This window comes from Neptunomonas sp. (assembly GCF_016744175.1).
Lineage (GTDB): Bacteria > Pseudomonadota > Gammaproteobacteria > Pseudomonadales > Balneatricaceae > Neptunomonas.
This window is the reverse complement of sequence record NZ_JADGEV010000006.1, coordinates 56,643-73,755: the sequence shown is the minus strand read 5'-3', so window position 1 is coordinate 73,755 and position 17,113 is coordinate 56,643. Positions and strand designations below refer to the sequence as shown.

Below are 17,113 nucleotides of genomic sequence, written 5' to 3'. Positions count from 1 at the left end.
TTTTAAAAACAAAAAAAGATCACATCTTCCTAATTTCCATTTCACCTGAAAGATTCAAAAAGTCTTCTTCTTCCTGTAAAAATAATGAGTCTGAGCTGTCTTGTGCACTTAACTCAGGATTTGTATCCGAACTTAATTTAATCATTAAACGCAGATCATTCGCAGAGTCGGCATGAGCCAGTGCAGTATCATAATTAACGGCACCTTCTTTATAAAGCTCAAACAGTGCTTGATCAAATGTTTGCATCCCCAAATTTGTTGATTTTTTCATGACTTCCTTGATTTCATGAATATCACCTTTGCGAATCAAGTCTTGAATCAGCGGCGTACAAATCATGACTTCAATTGCTGCACGACGCCCTTTCCCGTCCTTAGTCGGCAGTAATTGCTGAGCTACAATAGCTTTTAAGTTTAAAGACAACTCCATCCAAAGCTGATCATGATGCTCTGGTGGGAAAAAACTTACGACTCTATCAAGAGCTTGGTTAGCATTGTTGGCATGTAACGTTGCCATACAAAGATGCCCTGTTTCTGCGAACGCCAGTCCATATTTCATCAATTCTTGAGTACGAATCTCACCCATAAGAATAACATCAGGTGCCTGTCGTAGAGTATTTCGTAGTGCTACTTCAAAAGAATCGGTATCTATTCCTACTTCTCGCTGAGTAACAATACTTTCTTTGTGCTCATGTATGTACTCGATCGGGTCTTCAATCGTAATAATGTGCCCACGGCTATGTCGATTACGATAATCTATCATAGACGCCAACGATGTTGATTTACCTGTTGATGTGCCACCTACAAATAAAATCAAACCGCGCTTAGACATGGAAAGATCTTTCATTACTGGAGGAAGGTTCAGCTCTTCAAAACCAGGAATAGTTGCATTAATACGCCGAAGCACCATGCCTGGGGTGTTGCGCTGAAAGTAAGCACTTACACGAAAACGCCCCAAACCCGGAGCACTAATAGCAAAGTTACACTCATGCGAACCTTCATACTCTGATATCTGCTTATCTGTCATCGTCGAGTATACTAACGAACGCGCCTGAGATGGTTTCAGCGGGTCTTTCGTTAGGGGTTTCAACGTCCCATCAACTTTAATACTAGGACGAGCACCTGCCGATACAAATAGATCTGACGCTCCACGTTCAATCATCACTTTAAGAAGCTGAGTAAACTCCACGCTGTAACTCTCCTTATTAACGAAACTATAGTCGCACTACTAAAACAAATACGCGATCTTAGAAGCCCTGTGGGTTTTTAGCTTTATCACGGGCCGTTTCTCGAGATATTAGACCTTTCTGAACAAGTTCTTTCAGGGATTGGTCTAATGTTTTCATACCATGAGAGGCCCCTGTTTGAATCGCAGAGTACATCTGAGCTACTTTATCTTCGCGAATCAGATTTCGGACAGCCGGCGTACCCATCATAATCTCATGTGCCGCAACACGGCCACCATTTACTTTTTTCAATAATGTTTGAGATATAACACCCTGCAATGATTCAGACAACATAGAACGCACCATATCTTTTTCCGCTGCTGGAAAGACATCAATAATACGGTCAATTGTTTTTGCTGCCGAGGTTGTATGCAACGTACCAAATACTAGATGCCCCGTTTCCGCAGCCGTTAATGCTAAACGGATAGTTTCTAAATCTCGCATTTCACCAACGAGAATAATATCGGGGTCTTCACGTAATGCCGATCTTAACGCATTCGCAAAGCTTTGCGTGTCTCTATGAACTTCACGCTGGTTAACTAAGCACTTTTTACTTTCATGAACAAACTCAATAGGGTCTTCTATAGTCAAGATATGATCAGAGCGTACCTCATTCACATAATCAACCATCGCGGCCAACGTTGTACTTTTACCAGAGCCTGTAGGACCTGTTACCAGAACTAGCCCTCGTGCCATCAGAGATAAATCTTGGAATACTTTCCCCATCCCCAAGTCATCCATGGTGAGTACTTTACTAGGAATGGTACGAAAAACTGCCGCAGCACCTCGATTTTGGTTAAATGCATTGACACGAAAACGTGCGAGACCAGGCACTTCAAATGAAAAATCCGCCTCAAACCTATCCTCAAAGTCTTTACGGATTTTATCGTTCATGATGTCATAAATCAGCGTCTGAACCTGCTTTTGCTCTAACGCGGGTAACTTAATTCGTCGTACATCACCGTCCACACGAATAACCGGAGGCATACCTGCCGTTATATGTAGATCGGAAGCTCCCTGCTGAACTGAAAAAGAGAGAAGTTCTGTAATATCCATAATGTGTCCACTCAGGGCTTACTTAAATTCACCAGTTACTTCAAAATAGACCCATATTTCTAATTTTGAAGAACTATCAATAACCATATGACTAGCATAGCAGAGAACTTAAAAAGTGTTGGCACGCTCATTAACCAAGCGGCACTAGATGCACATCGACGACCTGTCGACATAACTTTGTTAGCCGTTAGCAAAACACGGACAGCAGATGAACTACGCGAGTTATATCTACACGGCCAAAAACACTTTGGTGAAAATTATCTCCAAGAGTCTTTAGATAAAATGTTTGCACTAGATGATCTAGCGATCACCTGGCACTTCATTGGTCCTATTCAATCAAACAAAACCCGGTCAATCGCAGAAAATTTTGACTGGGTGCATAGCGTAGATCGTCTAAAAGTAGCTCAAAGATTATCAGAACAGCGACCTCAATCACTACCTTCTCTAAATATATGTTTACAAATAAATATCAGCGGCGAAGAAAGTAAATCAGGATGTTTACCCACTGAGGCTGAAGCCTTGCTGAACCAAATAGACACACTCCCTAACTTAAACGTGCGCGGCCTTATGGCAATACCCGCTGCGACAGATGACACCCTCGCCCAACAGGCAGCATTAGCAGCAATGCAGGCCATGTATATCAAGCTACAAAAACAATATCCAAAATTTGACACTCTCTCTATGGGGATGTCTGGCGACATGCAGATTGCTATACGCGAAGGTGCTACTATGGTGCGCATTGGTACGGCTTTATTTGGCCCACGCCATTACACTAAGACAAAGAACTCTAATTAAACTCTGCAGGTATTCATTTTGAGTCAACATCCTACACTTGCTTTTATCGGCGCTGGAAATATGGCACGCGCTATCATTGGTGGCTTAATTAATAACGGTTTCCCTGCTGAGAACATTCGTGCAAGCTCACCTACCGTCAGTCGCCTAGCCGATTTGGCTTCACAAGGAGTGTTTGTTACCGCTGATAATGACGAAGTTATACAGTCTGCAGACATTGTTGTGCTCGCTGTTAAACCACAAATGCTAAAAACAGTATTACAGTCCCTTACTCTTTCACCTCTTAAAAGCAATCCCCTTTTTATATCTGTTGCTGCCGGTATTACTTCAAACAGCATTAATCAATGGCTTGGCGGTAACCAGGCAATCGTTCGTTGTATGCCTAATACTCCCGCGCTCGTTAAAATGGGCGCACATGGTCTATATGCAAACAACAGAGTTAGCCAAGCACAACGAAGCCAGACGGAAGACGTATTATCAACAACAGGACTAACCTTATGGGTTGAGCAAGAAGAGTTGTTACATGCCGTTACCGCTGTTTCCGGTTCAGGGCCGGCTTATTACTTTCTCTTTATGGAAGCAATGATATTGGCTGGAGAAAAACAAGGATTAAGCAAAGCCATGGCTACTCAGCTCACATTACAAACAGCTCGCGGGGCAGCAGAGATGGCACTCCTCAGCGATGTAGAACCCGCTGAGTTGCGGCGCCGAGTAACGTCACCTAATGGCACAACGGAGCAAGCGATCCTCTCTTTTCAAGCCAATCATATGGACACATTGGTTGATCAAGCAATGCAAGCATGCGCTGCAAGGTCTACTCAGATGGCTAAAGAACTAGGAGACGATTGAAGCACAGATATAAACCATGCCAATGAGTGGCGCTTTGCATGTTTAGTACTACTTTTTATAAGTCTAATTAATAGCATGGTTTAGTGGTTCATTCATCTTATGAAAAATACTATACTTTCAAAAACTACTACTTGATTAGGAACTGATCCAACCATGGAACAAGATCCGATTACACTCATCATCAGAACACTTGGTGAGCTATTTATCTTTATTCTTCTTATGCGCTTTTTATTGCAACTAGCGCGAGCAGACTATTACAACCCTATATCTCAATCAATTGTACGCTTAACACAACCCATACTTTTACCGTTGCAAAAGATTCTCCCAAAAGCGGGTCGTATGGACCTTTCACCCATAGTCGTTGCGTTACTCATAAAGCTTGGGATGTTTGCCGTCTTAATCATGATGTCAAAAGCGAACATTCAAGTGGACTTAGTCCAGCTCCTTATTGTTGCTATTGTTGGTTTAGTAAATAGCGTGCTTGATATTTATTTTTATGCTGTGATTGGCTCTATCATTATTAGCTGGGTCGCACCTGGCAGCTTCCATCCAGCTCCGCAGCTTATTGGCCAGATAACCGAACCATTATTTAAGTTAGCACAAAAAGTTATTCCTCCATTAGGTGGTTTAGATTTATCTCCTATTCTGATTTTTTTAGCGATACAAATTATCCAATCTCAATTATCTCGCTTGGTGATGTAAAGACTGAAAAGAAAACTAATACACATTTATTAACGTCACTGGTTAAAGCATTTGAGGCCAGCAAGTCATCAAATACGATAACCAGTGGCGAATTAGGCCGTGAAAAGTGATCCGGATTACCTGTCCGTGTAAATTACCGGAGCTCCTCGACATTGAACCCACATGAATTTACTCAACAGAAAATACTCTTTCCGCAACGAGCCCCACTGCTCTTGTATGAAATGTGATGCTCGACTAACGCTTTTTCTTTTTCTTAGTCGAGGTACATAAATATGTTAAACAAATTCCCAGACGACTCTGTTGGCCTAGTTGAACCCCAAGCAATAAAATTTACTGAAGCGCTACCTCTTGCATGTGGCAGAACTCTTGATCAATACACTCTGATGGTTGAGACTTATGGCAAACTCAATACCGACCGATCAAATGCTATCTTGATATGCCACGCATTATCTGGCCACCATCATGCAGCAGGCTATTACGAAGGGGATAACAAACCCGGTTGGTGGGATTCTGCCATAGGCCCAGGCAAGGCCGTTGATACGAATAAGTTCTTTATCGTAAGCCTCAATAACCTTGGAGGCTGTCACGGCTCCAGCGGGCCAAACCAAACCGACCCGCAAACAGGCAAGCCTTATGGCCCTGACTTCCCTCTCATGACAGTTAAAGACTGGGTAACGAGCCAAGCCCGCCTTGCTGATCATTTAGGCATTAACCAATGGTCAGCCGTCATAGGCGGTAGCTTAGGAGGGATGCAAGCAATGCAATGGGCGATAACCTACCCTGAACGCTTACGACATTGCATGGTTATCGCAGCAGCCCCAAAACTATCTGCTCAAAATATAGCGTTTAATGAAGTAGCGCGCCAAGCGATTTCTAAAGATCCGCACTTTTATAGCGGCCGCTACTATGACCATAACGCCGTCCCCAAAACAGGCTTGATGTTAGCACGTATGGTCGGCCACATAACGTACCTCTCTGATGATGGTATGCGTGAGAAGTTTGGTCGAGAAATGAGCGCAGGGAAGTTGATGTTCGACTTTAATCCTCAATTTGAAGTTGAGTCTTATCTACAGTATCAGGGCGAGCGTTTTTCTACCGCATTTGATGCAAATACTTATCTATTAATGACAAAAGCGCTCGACTATTTCGACCCTGCAGCCGACTTTAATCATGATCTTGCTAAAGCACTAGAACACGTTTCAGCCAAGTTTATGCTCATTGCATTTACAACGGACTGGCGCTTTTCTCCAGAGCGGTCAAGGGAAATTCTGGACGCACTCGTTGAAGCAAAAAAAGAGGTCAGCTATACCGAAGTAGACTCTCCACAAGGGCATGACGCATTCTTAATTCCGATACCACGCTATATGGAAATATTTAATGCATATATGAGTCGAATTGCTGCTGACATACCTACCGAGACAAACACGGCTGGACAGGAGGGCTACCATGCGCGCTGATCAAGAAATTATTCACGAGTGGATCAAGCCCGAAACACGAGTTCTCGATTTAGGTTGTGGGGATGGTACTTTATTGCGCCACTTGATCGACAATAAGCAAGTATGCGGCTATGGGCTAGAAAATAATCATCAAAACATTGCTGCCTGTATAAAGAACAATGTAAATGTTATTGAGAAAGACATTGATGAAGGCCTAGCTTCTATCAAAGATAACAGTTTTGATTCAGTCATCATGACCCAGGCGTTGCAAGTAATGCATCGCCCCGACTTAATTGTGGATGAAATGCTCCGCATCGGTAAAGAGTGCATCGTCACCTTTCCAAATTTTGGGCATTGGCGCGCACGTGGCTATCTTGGGTTTCGGGGAAAAATGCCTGTGTCAAAATTTTTATCCTACAGCTGGTATGACACCCCTAATATTCACTTTTGTACATTCAAAGACTTCGAACAGCTTTGTGTACAAAAAAATATTCATATCCTGAATAGAACCGTTGTCGATAATGAGCATCAACACAGATGGTGGACTAATTTATGGCCTAATATGTTGGGCGAAATTGCCATCTACCGCATCACACGTTAATAAGGAATCTTTCATGAAATTTATTCGCACGTTACTTTTATTACTACTGGCATCACCCTTAGCACTCGCAGAGCAATCAGTTGAAACTGACCGTTACATTATTCACTACAACGCTTTTAACAGCAGTATTGTTGCACCTGAGGTAGCACAGCAGCACAACCTACAACGTAGTCGTTATACTGCCATGCTGAACATTGCTGTTTTTGAAAAACTCAAAGAGGGTGCTAAAAAGCCGGTTAAAGCTATTCTCTCAGGTAAAGTCGCTAACTTAATGCAACAAACACAGCATATCTCTTTTACACCCATCAAAGAAGATAAAGCCCTGTATTACATTGGCAGCTTTAATTTTGGCAATGAAGAAATCATGCATATCAGTATCGACGTACAACCGGACCCTAATCAGGCGGCTACCAAAATTCGTTTTGATCAAAAGTTTTATACGGAATAACCCATGACCCAAACTATCGTGCTAGCCAGTGGTAATAAAGGTAAATTAAAAGAGTTTAACGAAACACTTCAGCAGTTCAGTGTTAACGTTCTTCCGCAGTCACATTTCAATGTAGAAGATGCCGAAGAAACAGGTTTAACTTTTGTCGAAAACGCTATTATTAAAGCACGCCACGCCTGCGATACAACTGGTTTACCGGCGCTCGCCGACGACTCAGGGCTAGAAGTCGATGCTTTGCAAGGTGCTCCGGGCATCTATTCAGCACGCTTTGCAGGGCCTGGAAAGGGCGACGCAGACAACAGCCAAAAACTGCTTGAGTCGATGCAAGGTGTTCCAGACGAGAAAAGAAGCGCTCGCTACCGTTGCGTGCTTGTCTACATGCGTCATGCTCAAGACCCTATGCCTCTTATTTGCCAAGGCACCCTCGAAGGACATATTGCACACGCTCCTCGTGGAGATTCGGGTTTTGGTTATGATCCGCTGTTTCTTGTTAATGGTCTGGATAAAACGGCAGCAGAACTCACCCCTGAAATGAAACATAGCATCAGCCACCGCGGACAAGCTGTACGATCATTTCTACAGCAGGTCAGCGGCTATTTAAACAACAATGCATAGTAGTAATACTTTCTAGACACACCGACAGGCAAAAATTGATGCGTACGTTACCACCACTCTCACTATATATTCATATTCCTTGGTGCGTACGAAAATGCCCCTATTGCGATTTCAATTCACATGCAGTAAAAGGTGAAATACCTGAAACAGCCTATGTATCAGCTTTATTGGCAGATCTAAAACTAGAGCAAGTCGCAGCGCAAGGCCGTGAGATAGCTACCATTTTCATCGGTGGCGGCACTCCTAGTTTATTCACATCAGGTGCTATTGCCCGTATTCTCGAAGGCGCTAACCAGATAATCCCCTTTGCCCGTAATATCGAAATAACGATGGAGGCTAACCCAGGAACCTTCGAGCAAGAACGTTTTGCAGGTTACCTAAAAGCCGGTGTAAACCGCCTGTCAGTCGGTGTTCAGAGCTTTAGCTCGCAGCACTTACAAGCATTAGGCCGGATTCACTCAGGCAGTGAAGCGAAAAAGGCAATTATTGCTGCTAGAGAGCTAGGCTTTCCTCATCTAAACATCGATCTAATGCACGGTCTTCCAGATCAAACAGAATTACAAGCACTCGATGATTTAGAAATAGCACTTAATCTAGATCCCGATCACCTATCTTGGTACCAACTGACGATAGAACCTAATACTGAATTTTATACAAAACCGCCAATCATTCCACAAGACGAAACCCTTTGGGACATTCAGCAAGCCGGCCAGCAATTGCTAGCAAAGAATGGCTTCCAGCAGTATGAAGTATCAGCTTATGCAAAAGGGCGTCCCGCAAGAGCTCAGCATAATCTGAACTACTGGCAGTTTGGAGATTACATAGGCATTGGGGCAGGCGCACATGGGAAGCTATCTTTTCCTGAGCAAGACCTGATCTTACGCCGCTGGAAACAACGCTCTCCTAAAGCTTATTTACACAGCATTAACCCACTCGGTGGTGAGCAAGCCATAAGCCATACTGACCGACCATTTGAGTTTATGATGAATGCTCTACGCTTAATTGAGGGTGTTGATGAGAGCATTTTTGAAGAGCGTAGCTTTCTAGAAACAAATAACATAAAGGAGGCACTAACAAACTCACGTGAATTGGGCTTACTTGACCAGCATCGACTACAAGCCACTCCTCAGGGTCAATTATTCTTAAACGACTTACTTGAAATGTTTATTTCAGAATAAGCAAAACATGCCGACTCTTATAAAACCACCCTTTATGAAAGCGATCTTATAAGAGTGACACATAATTATAAGCGGACACGCCGAGCAGCATGAATCGTCTCAATCTTTGCGGGTAAGTCCTCAAGACTATGAACTTCACCATCAGGAAAGTGATTTTCTTCCCACGCCTGTTCATTGAGGTTCACCCAAATACTCCACAACCCAGCAGCTTTCGCACCCTCAACATCATGAACCGGATGATCACCCACATGAATCACCTGCTCAGGCTTAAGTTGAGTATGTGCTAGCATCTGTTGAAAAATAAAAGGGTCTGGCTTTTCAACCCCAACACCATCAGCACTAAACTGAAAATCCATCAAATGCGATAAGCCCACTTTCTTAACATCTGCGTTACCATTACTGATAGCACCAAGCATATAGCCACTCGCTTTAAGCTCTTCAAGCATTCCTATGGCGTTCTCAAAAAACTCAACCTTTTGGCGTGCTTGATAAAACACATCAAAAGCCTCCTCTGCCAATGTTTCAGTCTCTGTTTTTGAATAACCCGCCTGCAATAAACCATGCTTAAGCACAGCCCTACGGATACGCGAAACGCTGTAACTAATCTCGGGCTGCTGAGTTAGCACATGCTCTCTTAATGTATTTAAATCACGCAACTGATAAGTCTGGTTAAAAAGCGGAGCATTCTCATAAAGCCACTCATACAAGGTATGATTTGCCGCTCTAACAACGGGGCTAACTGCCCATAAAGTATCGTCCAGATCGAAAGTAATACACTTAATCATCTTTTTTATGTGCTCTTGGATGGGCTTTTTCATATACATCCATCAGGTGCTGAAAGTCCAAATGTGTATATATTTGTGTTGTCGAGATATCTTCATGACCCAGCAACTCCTGAACCGCGCGCAAATCACTACTGGATTCAAGTAAGTGACTGGCAAAGCTATGACGTAGACGATGCGGATAAACTTTACCTTGGGTATTCATTATTTTAGCCCAATGATCAAATCGCTGTTGAGCACTGCGTACTGTTAAGCGCTTTCCACTTTTAGAGATAAATAATGCATTTTCAGTGTAATCAGCCCACGCTGTTCGGCACTTCATCCAAGCATGAAAAGCACTTAATGCAACTCTCCCTACAGGTAACATACGTGTTTTACGGCCCTTACCGGTAACCACTAAACTGGCATCACGGGAATCAATATCATGAATATTCAGACTGGTCAGCTCTGAGACACGCAAGCCTGAGGAATACACCAACTCCATCATTGCTTTATCTCGGCACGAGATAGCATCCGTCACCGGGAATGATAATAACTGCCCCAACTGATCAACATCCAGTGTTTCAGGAAGAGATCTTCCAACTTTAGGCGCTCGCACACCTTGAGCGGGATTCAACGAAGCAAGCCCCTGGATTGCAAGGTATTGGTAAAAGCTACGAATAGCAGACAGGCACCGCTGAATGCTTTTACCACTTAGACCCTCACGATGAATTTCAGCTACAAAAGCGCGGATCTCTCGCTCGGACACATCTCCCCATTGCCGAATCCTGCAATCCGCAACAAAGCCTAAAAGCTTAGATAGATCTCTCTGATAACTACTACAGGTATGCGGGGATAAGTGTCGCTCTGAACGCAGGTGCACTAGAAAAAGTTCAACCGCAGTATTGAGCTGCTCAGCAAAACTGCGGTTAACCATCAGTTTACACCTGCTCCTCATGCATAATTCTGCTAACAACTCGGCTTAACACTTCACCTACATAGGATAGAAATAAAGTCCCTTGGCTGCTTTGGAAGTAATAAGGGTCATAGCTACCCACTGCCAACAACCCAACTGTCTCCCCTTTGACCAAAGGAATAACCGCAGCAGATTGAACTTTTACCGCATCATCTTCAAATAAAAACCGATTCTCTATCAATGATAATTGCCCACAAGTAGGCATATTTGTTTTCATCAACGGTTCAATCACCCCTGCAGTATCACGAGGTAAAATTTTCAGATTATTAACATTCAGCGGGTTATCACTAAACAACACTAGCGAGGTTTCATCACCGTAAAAATCGCGGCATAAACTCTCTTCTAATGCGACGGCCACATCATCCAACGTAGCAGAATCGAGCAGCGCTAATACCATACGTTTAGTTTTATCAAACTGCGAATCATTATGGCGTGCGATATCAATCAAGTCAGACAAATGGATAGTCAGTTTTTGATTGCGATCTCGAAGCAGGGATGTCTGACGCTCAATTAATGAAACGGCACGGCCTGTTTCATGGGGTACAGACATCACTTCCAGTAGAGGTTTATGTCGCATAAAGAAATCAGAATTTTTTGCCAAATAATCAGCGATATCTGTTTCACTAAGCTCAGTAGACTGAACTGTCTGACTTTCATTATTACTCATAAAAATACCTGACCTTCAAACACTGTCACCGCAGGCCCTGTCATCAGCACAGGGTCTTTGTCACCGCCTTTCCAATTAATATGTAGATCCCCTCCAGGAAGATGTACGTGGACACTTTCGTCCAATATTCCCCTCAGCCGGCCAGCAACAACAGCAGCACAAGCCCCTGTTCCACAAGCCATGGTTTCCCCAGCACCGCGCTCATACACACGCAATCTAATTTCAGTAGCAGAAATCACCTGCATAAAACCTATATTAGCTTTTGCTGGAAAGCGAGGGTGCGCTTCAAGCAAAGGTCCTAGTGTTTCAACAGGCGCGTTATCAGTATCATCAACCACCAGCACACCATGAGGGTTTCCCATTGAAACAGCAGAGATATCTACATGCTGTCCCGCGACCTCTACCAAGTACACAGCTGATTTTTCCTCTGCAATAAAAGGGACGGCTTCGGGTTGCAGCTCAGGCGCACCCATATCAACTTCTACCTGATTGTCCTCTCGAATCGTCAGTATTGCTTTACCATTAGAGGTTTCTACTGCGATAACGTCTTTATTCGTAAGCCGCTTATCACGCACGAAGCGTGCAAAGCAACGCGCTCCATTACCACAATGCTCAACTTCAGAGCCATCCGCATTATAAATTCGATATCGAAAATCCATTTTTGGATTTGTCGGAGGCTCGACCAATAGCAGCTGATCAAAGCCAACACCCAGATGACGATTTGCGAGCTTCCTGACTTTCTCTTCTGACAGCCGAATTCTCTGAGTAACCAAGTCAATGACTACAAAGTCATTACCTAAACCATGCATTTTGGTAAAGCGAACCAACATATTATTTTTTCCGTTTAATGCCCTGTAGGCAACATAACTTCACCGCGCATCAAATCAATCAGGGTTTCACGTGCGCGTACTTCAAATACTTCATTATCATCTACCATCACTTCCGCAGCTCGCGGGCGAGTGTTGTAGTTAGAACTCATGACAAAACCGTATGCTCCAGCAGAACAGACTGCTAACAGGTCACCCGCTTGTAGATTAAGATCCCGGTCTTTCCCTAAGAAATCACCCGTCTCACATACAGGGCCTACTAAATCGTAGGTTTTGCTCTCACCCTCTTCACGAAGAGTAACAGGAATGATGTCCTGATAAGCACTGTATAATGAAGGACGAATAAGATCATTCATCGCGCCGTCAATAATAGCGAAATTTTTATAATCCGTGCATTTTAGGAATTCGACTTGCGTCAACATCACACCCGCATTAGCAGCAATTGAGCGACCTGGTTCAAAAATCAGCCCAAGAGCGCGCGCCCCAAGTTTTTCAAGTACAGCAGCAATATATGCTTGCGGTGTTGGTGGTGTCTCATCGGTGTAACACACACCCAAACCACCACCAAGATCCAAGTGATGGATTTGAATATTCTGTTCAGCTAGTTTATCAACTAATGCCAGTAAACGATCCAATGCATCCATAAAAGGAGCAATTTCAGTCAATTGGCTACCAATATGGCAGTCCATGCCAACGACGTTAACATGCGGCAAACTATCCGCATGACGATAAATACGCTCAGCCTCGGTAATAGCAATACCAAACTTATTATCTTTAAGACCGGTAGATATATAAGGGTGTGTTCCCGCATCGACATCAGGATTAACTCGAAATGAGATATCAGCGATTTTTTGACACTCGCCAGCAACCTGGTTAACACGCTCAAGCTCAGCTTCTGATTCAATATTAAAGCAACGAATACCTACCGCCAAAGCACGCTTAATTTCATGAGCTTGTTTACCCACACCAGAGAACACTATATTTTCAGGTAGTCCACCTGCTTTGAGTACACGCTCAAGCTCCCCTAAAGAAACAATATCAAAGCCTGCGCCTAATCTAGCCAAGACGTTAAGTACAGCTAGATTACTGTTAGCTTTAACAGCATAACAAACTAGAGCATCACGCCCTTCAAGCGCTTGCGCATAATTTAGATAAGCACGTTCAATAGCATCACGAGAATAAACATATACTGGCGTGCCAAAACGCTTTGCAATGTCGCCAAGCGCAAGTTCTTCGCAATGCAAGTGGCCATTACGGTACTCAAAACTATCCATTTACTCTTCTCACTCGTAATACTTATTTGATTGTATGCGTTACTGATTTTCAGTCTGCTTTACTGGTTCAGGTAAGTATAGCGGCCCTTTTTGTCCGCAACCTGATAGGAGAATCATTCCTGCCAACATCCAAACCCAGCTAAATTTCACAATACAACTCTCATTTGATAGACAATAATTGATCGATTATACCCTTGAAAAGCGGCTAATGAGTACCGTTGAAAAACTGATATACTGCGCATTCACTTAATTATCTTCACAAAGAGCCTACTGATGACCGAATCTGAATTTAACGATCTCGTTGATAATACCTTACAACAGATTGAAGAACGTCTTGATGATGCGGACTCTGATATTGATTATCTAATAAGTGGTGGTGTACTCACCATCAAATGCGAAAACGGCACTCAGATCATTTTTACTCGCCAAACGCCTGTTCTTCAACTGTGGTTGGCAACCAAGGATGGCGGATTTCATTTCGACTATGATGCTAGTAGCCAACAATGGTTACGTGATAACGGGAAAACCCCTCTAGTCGATATGTTGAATCACGCTTATGTTACTCAAACTGGCGAAAGCTTAACGTTTGAATGTTAAGTACAAACTATAAAAGCCTCGCGGTCACCTCTTTATAGAGGTGATCAAGTGCACCCCGTTGAGAATCAGCATAAGCTAAAGCATCACTACCTTGCTCGTCTACTAAACTAGATGACACATAGTACTTGTGAAGTAAATCAATAACACCCGACATTTCAGATACTAATTGCATTCCACCGGCTTGTGTCATCCCGTCACTGATCGCATCAAAATTAAAATAGTAAGGCCCCATAACAACAGGCATTCCCAGTACCGCAGGCTCCAACGGGTTATGCCCACCTACATTAACAAAGCTCCCCCCCATCACTGCTACATCTGAAGCTGCATACAAAAGCATAAGATCTCCCATGGTGTCACCTAGGTAGATCCGAGCGGCTTCATCAGACACTAAAGAGGGAACTTCTGAGCGTCGTATTACTTGATCGGAATACTGCAGTGCACTCTGATAAACCGACTCAAAACGCTCAGGATGCCGTGGCACCAACATTACTAACAGATCGGGGTGTCGCTCAATAAATGGCTGAAGGCATGTCAACAACTGCTGTTCTTCATCCTCATGGCTACTAGCCAAAATAACCGTAAAGCGATTGCCTAATTTCTGGCGCAGCTGAGCCCCCTTTTCTCTTATGTCACTGTCCACTTGAATATCGAACTTTATACTACCTGAAACGTCTATTCGCTCAGCGGGCATCCCTAACTGTAAAAAACGATCTGCATCACTTTGATACTGCGTCACCAATAATGTCAATGCTGACAACATTGGTTCAGTCAAACCACGAACCTTTGCATACCCTTTTGCTGAGCGCTCAGACAAACGTGCGTTCGCAACAATAACGGGAACACTCGCCTTTTTGCAGCCGATAATCATATTAGGCCATAGCTCTGTTTCCACAATCAAACAACCGCGAGGACGTACGCGTTTAAGGAAACGAGCAAGAGCATCTGGAAGATCATAAGGACAATAGTAGTGGCATACTCGATTACCAAAAATACCCTCTACACGTGCAGCACCTGTTGGCGTCATGGTGGTTATGACGATCGGTAGTTCGGGGTAATCTTTAAGCAGCCGCTCGACAAATGGAGCAATGGCTATTGTTTCACCTACAGAAACAGCATGAACCCACAGAGGACTATTCTCCATCTTAGGAACAAAACCAAAACGCTGCCACCAGCGTTGTCGGTAACCTGGAGATTTTCGCCCACGCCACCATAAACGTATCAGTAGGACAGGTGTAAGCAGATAAAATATTGCGCTATAAACGTAACGAGGGGCGCTAGTCATCCACCAACTCACTAAACTGCATCTTATACAGTTGCGCATAAGCTCCCTCTATTTTTAATAGATCACTGTGGATTCCTTTCTCTATTATTCGCCCTTGGTCCATTACCACAATCATATCTGCTTTTTCGATAGTCGATAATCGATGTGCGATAACTAACGTGGTTCTATCCTTCATTACCCCTTCCAGCGCATCCTGTATGTGTCTCTCTGATTCAGTATCCAATGCCGAGGTTGCTTCATCCATAATTAAAATTGGCGCATCTTTGAGAATTGCACGAGCGATAGCAATACGTTGACGCTGACCACCAGACAGTAACACACCGCTTTCGCCAACCTGTGTATGAAGACCTTCGGGTAAGCGTTCCGCAAACTCCATAACATGCGCAGCTTCAGCAGCCGCTTGAATTTGTTCAAGGCTAGCCGAGGACATCGAACCATAAGCAATGTTTTCTGCAATGCTACCGTTAAATAAAACCACGCTTTGGCTCACAATCGCGATTTGCTCCCGCAATGAAGCCAACTGGTAATCTTCTATTGGCAGACCATCCAATAATATCTGCCCAGCCCAGCTATCATTAAAACGAGGAAGCAGTCCTGCTACTGTCGACTTACCACTTCCAGACTTACCTACTAAGGCTATTGTTGTTCCTTGAGGAACATCTAAGGAAAAATCTGATAAAACACGATCACTCGTATCAGGGTAAGTGAAAGAAACACTATCAAACGACAAATGCCCTGCAGCTCTATCAACACGTTGCAGGCCTAAGTCCTTCTCTGCTTCTTGATCCATAGTAGCAAACACGGCCTCTGCCGCCGAAATACCTTTTTGAACCATGACATTTATTTCTGTCAATAATCGTAGCGGTTTAGTAATCATTCCGGCAGCCGTTATAAACGCTACAAACTCACCTGTACTCATACTGCCCATTACCGATGGAGACATAGCGAGATACATTAAAACAGCTAACGCCATAGCCACCAAAAACTGTACAACCGGCGTATTTATCGACTCTGCTACAACCAATTTCATAAACTGGCGACGATTCAGATCACTTGCCCCATGAAACCTCCCTCGCTCAAAGCTTGTGCCACCATAAACCCTAACTACTTGGTACCCCTGAATGGACTCAGATGCGGAACTCGTAATATCGCCAACCGATTTTTGAATCTTATGCCCTAGCTTCCTCATTCGTTTTGAGGCAATGCTCACAACAATTCCAATGAAAGGAGCTGCTGCAATAAAAATCAATGTAAGCTTCCAATTAAGATAAAAGAGATAACCAAACAAGCCAATAACCGTCAAACCTTCACGGATCAATACCTTTACAGCATCTGTCACAGCCCCTGTTACTTGCTCAACATTAAAGGTTAACTGGGCCAACATTTCCCCTGACGAGTGATGATGGTAGTACTGTGCAGGTAACAATAACATTCGATCAAATAAATCTGTGCGCAAGCCATGTACCACAAAACGGGCAACATAACTTATACAATAATTACCTAAGAACGTACCAATACCACGTAATGCAAAAATACCTAGAACCGCAACAGCCAACCAAATACGGTCATCTAAACGCCCCCCCTCGACAGAATCCACAACACTTTGAAGCCATTTAGCGGACATTGCCTGTGAAGCGCCGTACAGTGCATATCCAATAAAAGCGACACAAAACACTGGCCAGTATGGCTTAGCGTAATTCAATAACCGTTTATAGGCCGCCCACCCTTGCGATGGTTTATTCTGAGTACTTATATCAGCATCATTACTTTTTGAACTCATCCGGCTCTCAACTCAATTCGCGAACAATGTAAAACGCGCTCATTATAGC

The 17,113-nt window shown here is 43.6% G+C and carries 19 protein-coding genes; 9 read left to right on the top strand and 10 right to left on the bottom strand.

All coding sequences use genetic code 11. The features are described 5' to 3' along the window. Positions 1 to 19: 19 nt before the first annotated feature. On the bottom strand, positions 20 to 1,186 hold the full coding sequence (locus QZZ55_RS04065; protein WP_293265583.1) for a PilT/PilU family type 4a pilus ATPase: 1,167 nt from the start codon (positions 1,184 to 1,186) through the stop codon (positions 20 to 22). A 58-nt stretch (positions 1,187 to 1,244) separates the two neighbouring features. Beyond that, complete coding sequence (locus QZZ55_RS04060) at positions 1,245 to 2,279, bottom strand: type IV pilus twitching motility protein PilT (protein WP_293265581.1); 1,035 nt, start codon at positions 2,277 to 2,279, stop codon at positions 1,245 to 1,247. A gap of 87 nt (positions 2,280 to 2,366) precedes the next feature. Here QZZ55_RS04060 and QZZ55_RS04055 point away from each other — a divergent pair, with 87 nt between their 5' ends. The 8 genes from QZZ55_RS04055 to hemW all read left to right on the top strand — a co-directional run bounded on the left by QZZ55_RS04055 (position 2,367) and on the right by hemW (position 8,900). After that, positions 2,367 to 3,074, top strand: coding sequence for a YggS family pyridoxal phosphate-dependent enzyme (locus QZZ55_RS04055; protein WP_293265579.1), 708 nt, complete (start codon positions 2,367 to 2,369; stop codon positions 3,072 to 3,074). Between the two features lie 18 nt (positions 3,075 to 3,092). Then, the gene (proC, locus tag QZZ55_RS04050; protein ID WP_293265577.1) at positions 3,093 to 3,920 is read left to right on the top strand and encodes a pyrroline-5-carboxylate reductase; all 828 of its coding nucleotides are present in this window, start codon (positions 3,093 to 3,095) and stop codon (positions 3,918 to 3,920) included. 153 nt (positions 3,921 to 4,073) lie between these two features. Further along, complete coding sequence (locus tag QZZ55_RS04045) at positions 4,074 to 4,622, top strand: YggT family protein (protein WP_293265575.1); 549 nt, start codon at positions 4,074 to 4,076, stop codon at positions 4,620 to 4,622. A gap of 272 nt (positions 4,623 to 4,894) precedes the next feature. After that, positions 4,895 to 6,079, top strand: coding sequence for a homoserine O-acetyltransferase (locus QZZ55_RS04040; protein WP_293265573.1), 1,185 nt, complete (start codon positions 4,895 to 4,897; stop codon positions 6,077 to 6,079). Continuing rightward, positions 6,069 to 6,659, top strand: a complete 591-nt coding sequence (metW, locus tag QZZ55_RS04035; RefSeq protein WP_293265571.1) for a methionine biosynthesis protein MetW — start codon at positions 6,069 to 6,071, stop codon at positions 6,657 to 6,659. Before QZZ55_RS04040 ends, metW begins: the two co-directional genes overlap by 11 nt. Before the next feature lie 13 nt (positions 6,660 to 6,672). Then, positions 6,673 to 7,107 carry a DUF4426 domain-containing protein gene (locus QZZ55_RS04030; protein WP_293265569.1) on the top strand — a complete coding sequence of 145 codons (435 nt, stop codon included), beginning with the start codon at positions 6,673 to 6,675 and terminating at the stop codon, positions 7,105 to 7,107. 3 nt (positions 7,108 to 7,110) lie between these two features. Then, positions 7,111 to 7,722, top strand: a complete 612-nt coding sequence (gene rdgB / locus QZZ55_RS04025; protein WP_293265567.1) for an RdgB/HAM1 family non-canonical purine NTP pyrophosphatase — start codon at positions 7,111 to 7,113, stop codon at positions 7,720 to 7,722. A gap of 38 nt (positions 7,723 to 7,760) precedes the next feature. After that, complete coding sequence (hemW, locus tag QZZ55_RS04020; RefSeq protein WP_293265565.1) at positions 7,761 to 8,900, top strand: radical SAM family heme chaperone HemW; 1,140 nt, start codon at positions 7,761 to 7,763, stop codon at positions 8,898 to 8,900. 65 nt (positions 8,901 to 8,965) lie between these two features. Here the strand turns inward: hemW and QZZ55_RS04015 are convergent, their stop codons facing one another. Genes QZZ55_RS04015 through QZZ55_RS03990 form a run of 6 tightly spaced genes read right to left on the bottom strand, consistent with a single transcriptional unit; the run spans position 8,966 to position 13,534 of the window. Continuing rightward, the gene (locus QZZ55_RS04015) at positions 8,966 to 9,685 is read right to left on the bottom strand and encodes an HAD family hydrolase (RefSeq protein ID WP_293265563.1); all 720 of its coding nucleotides are present in this window, start codon (positions 9,683 to 9,685) and stop codon (positions 8,966 to 8,968) included. Beyond that, the gene (gene xerC / locus QZZ55_RS04010; protein ID WP_293265561.1) at positions 9,678 to 10,598 is read right to left on the bottom strand and encodes a tyrosine recombinase XerC; all 921 of its coding nucleotides are present in this window, start codon (positions 10,596 to 10,598) and stop codon (positions 9,678 to 9,680) included. Before xerC ends, QZZ55_RS04015 begins: the two co-directional genes overlap by 8 nt. Positions 10,599 to 10,602: 4 nt before the next feature. Beyond that, on the bottom strand, positions 10,603 to 11,304 hold the full coding sequence (locus QZZ55_RS04005; RefSeq protein ID WP_293265559.1) for a DUF484 family protein: 702 nt from the start codon (positions 11,302 to 11,304) through the stop codon (positions 10,603 to 10,605). Further along, on the bottom strand, positions 11,301 to 12,134 hold the full coding sequence (gene dapF / locus QZZ55_RS04000; RefSeq protein WP_293265557.1) for a diaminopimelate epimerase: 834 nt from the start codon (positions 12,132 to 12,134) through the stop codon (positions 11,301 to 11,303). Before dapF ends, QZZ55_RS04005 begins: the two co-directional genes overlap by 4 nt. Positions 12,135 to 12,148: 14 nt before the next feature. Beyond that, positions 12,149 to 13,405 carry a diaminopimelate decarboxylase gene (gene lysA / locus QZZ55_RS03995; protein ID WP_293265555.1) on the bottom strand — a complete coding sequence of 419 codons (1,257 nt, stop codon included), beginning with the start codon at positions 13,403 to 13,405 and terminating at the stop codon, positions 12,149 to 12,151. A gap of 39 nt (positions 13,406 to 13,444) precedes the next feature. Continuing rightward, entirely contained in the window at positions 13,445 to 13,534 is a 90-nt protein-coding gene (locus QZZ55_RS03990) for a lipoprotein (RefSeq protein ID WP_156905131.1), read from the bottom strand. A gap of 144 nt (positions 13,535 to 13,678) precedes the next feature. On the opposite strand from QZZ55_RS03990, the gene cyaY reads away from it, so the two are divergent. Then, positions 13,679 to 14,002 (top strand): iron donor protein CyaY, encoded by a 324-nt coding sequence (gene cyaY, locus QZZ55_RS03985; RefSeq protein ID WP_293265553.1) that lies wholly within the window; start codon positions 13,679 to 13,681, stop codon positions 14,000 to 14,002. A 7-nt stretch (positions 14,003 to 14,009) separates the two neighbouring features. On the opposite strand, the gene waaA is transcribed toward cyaY, so the two are convergent. Continuing rightward, the gene (gene waaA, locus QZZ55_RS03980; protein WP_293265551.1) at positions 14,010 to 15,284 is read right to left on the bottom strand and encodes a lipid IV(A) 3-deoxy-D-manno-octulosonic acid transferase; all 1,275 of its coding nucleotides are present in this window, start codon (positions 15,282 to 15,284) and stop codon (positions 14,010 to 14,012) included. Next, on the bottom strand, positions 15,277 to 17,064 hold the full coding sequence (gene msbA, locus QZZ55_RS03975; protein ID WP_293265549.1) for a lipid A export permease/ATP-binding protein MsbA: 1,788 nt from the start codon (positions 17,062 to 17,064) through the stop codon (positions 15,277 to 15,279). Before msbA ends, waaA begins: the two co-directional genes overlap by 8 nt. Positions 17,065 to 17,113: the final 49 nt, after the last annotated feature.

Coding starts and splice junctions, on each gene's coding strand:
- QZZ55_RS04060 (WP_293265581.1), bottom strand. CDS start 2,279: ATGGATATTACAGAACTTCTCTCTTTTTCAGTTCAGCAGGGAGCTTCC.
- QZZ55_RS04055 (WP_293265579.1), top strand. CDS start 2,367: ATGACTAGCATAGCAGAGAACTTAAAAAGTGTTGGCACGCTCATTAAC.
- QZZ55_RS04045 (WP_293265575.1), top strand. CDS start 4,074: ATGGAACAAGATCCGATTACACTCATCATCAGAACACTTGGTGAGCTA.
- QZZ55_RS04040 (WP_293265573.1), top strand. CDS start 4,895: ATGTTAAACAAATTCCCAGACGACTCTGTTGGCCTAGTTGAACCCCAA.
- metW (WP_293265571.1), top strand. CDS start 6,069: ATGCGCGCTGATCAAGAAATTATTCACGAGTGGATCAAGCCCGAAACA.
- QZZ55_RS04030 (WP_293265569.1), top strand. CDS start 6,673: ATGAAATTTATTCGCACGTTACTTTTATTACTACTGGCATCACCCTTA.
- rdgB (WP_293265567.1), top strand. CDS start 7,111: ATGACCCAAACTATCGTGCTAGCCAGTGGTAATAAAGGTAAATTAAAA.
- hemW (WP_293265565.1), top strand. CDS start 7,761: ATGCGTACGTTACCACCACTCTCACTATATATTCATATTCCTTGGTGC.
- QZZ55_RS04015 (WP_293265563.1), bottom strand. CDS start 9,685: ATGATTAAGTGTATTACTTTCGATCTGGACGATACTTTATGGGCAGTT.
- xerC (WP_293265561.1), bottom strand. CDS start 10,598: ATGGTTAACCGCAGTTTTGCTGAGCAGCTCAATACTGCGGTTGAACTT.
- QZZ55_RS04005 (WP_293265559.1), bottom strand. CDS start 11,304: ATGAGTAATAATGAAAGTCAGACAGTTCAGTCTACTGAGCTTAGTGAA.
- dapF (WP_293265557.1), bottom strand. CDS start 12,134: ATGTTGGTTCGCTTTACCAAAATGCATGGTTTAGGTAATGACTTTGTA.
- lysA (WP_293265555.1), bottom strand. CDS start 13,405: ATGGATAGTTTTGAGTACCGTAATGGCCACTTGCATTGCGAAGAACTT.
- QZZ55_RS03990 (WP_156905131.1), bottom strand. CDS start 13,534: ATGTTGGCAGGAATGATTCTCCTATCAGGTTGCGGACAAAAAGGGCCG.
- cyaY (WP_293265553.1), top strand. CDS start 13,679: ATGACCGAATCTGAATTTAACGATCTCGTTGATAATACCTTACAACAG.
- waaA (WP_293265551.1), bottom strand. CDS start 15,284: ATGACTAGCGCCCCTCGTTACGTTTATAGCGCAATATTTTATCTGCTT.
- msbA (WP_293265549.1), bottom strand. CDS start 17,064: ATGAGTTCAAAAAGTAATGATGCTGATATAAGTACTCAGAATAAACCA.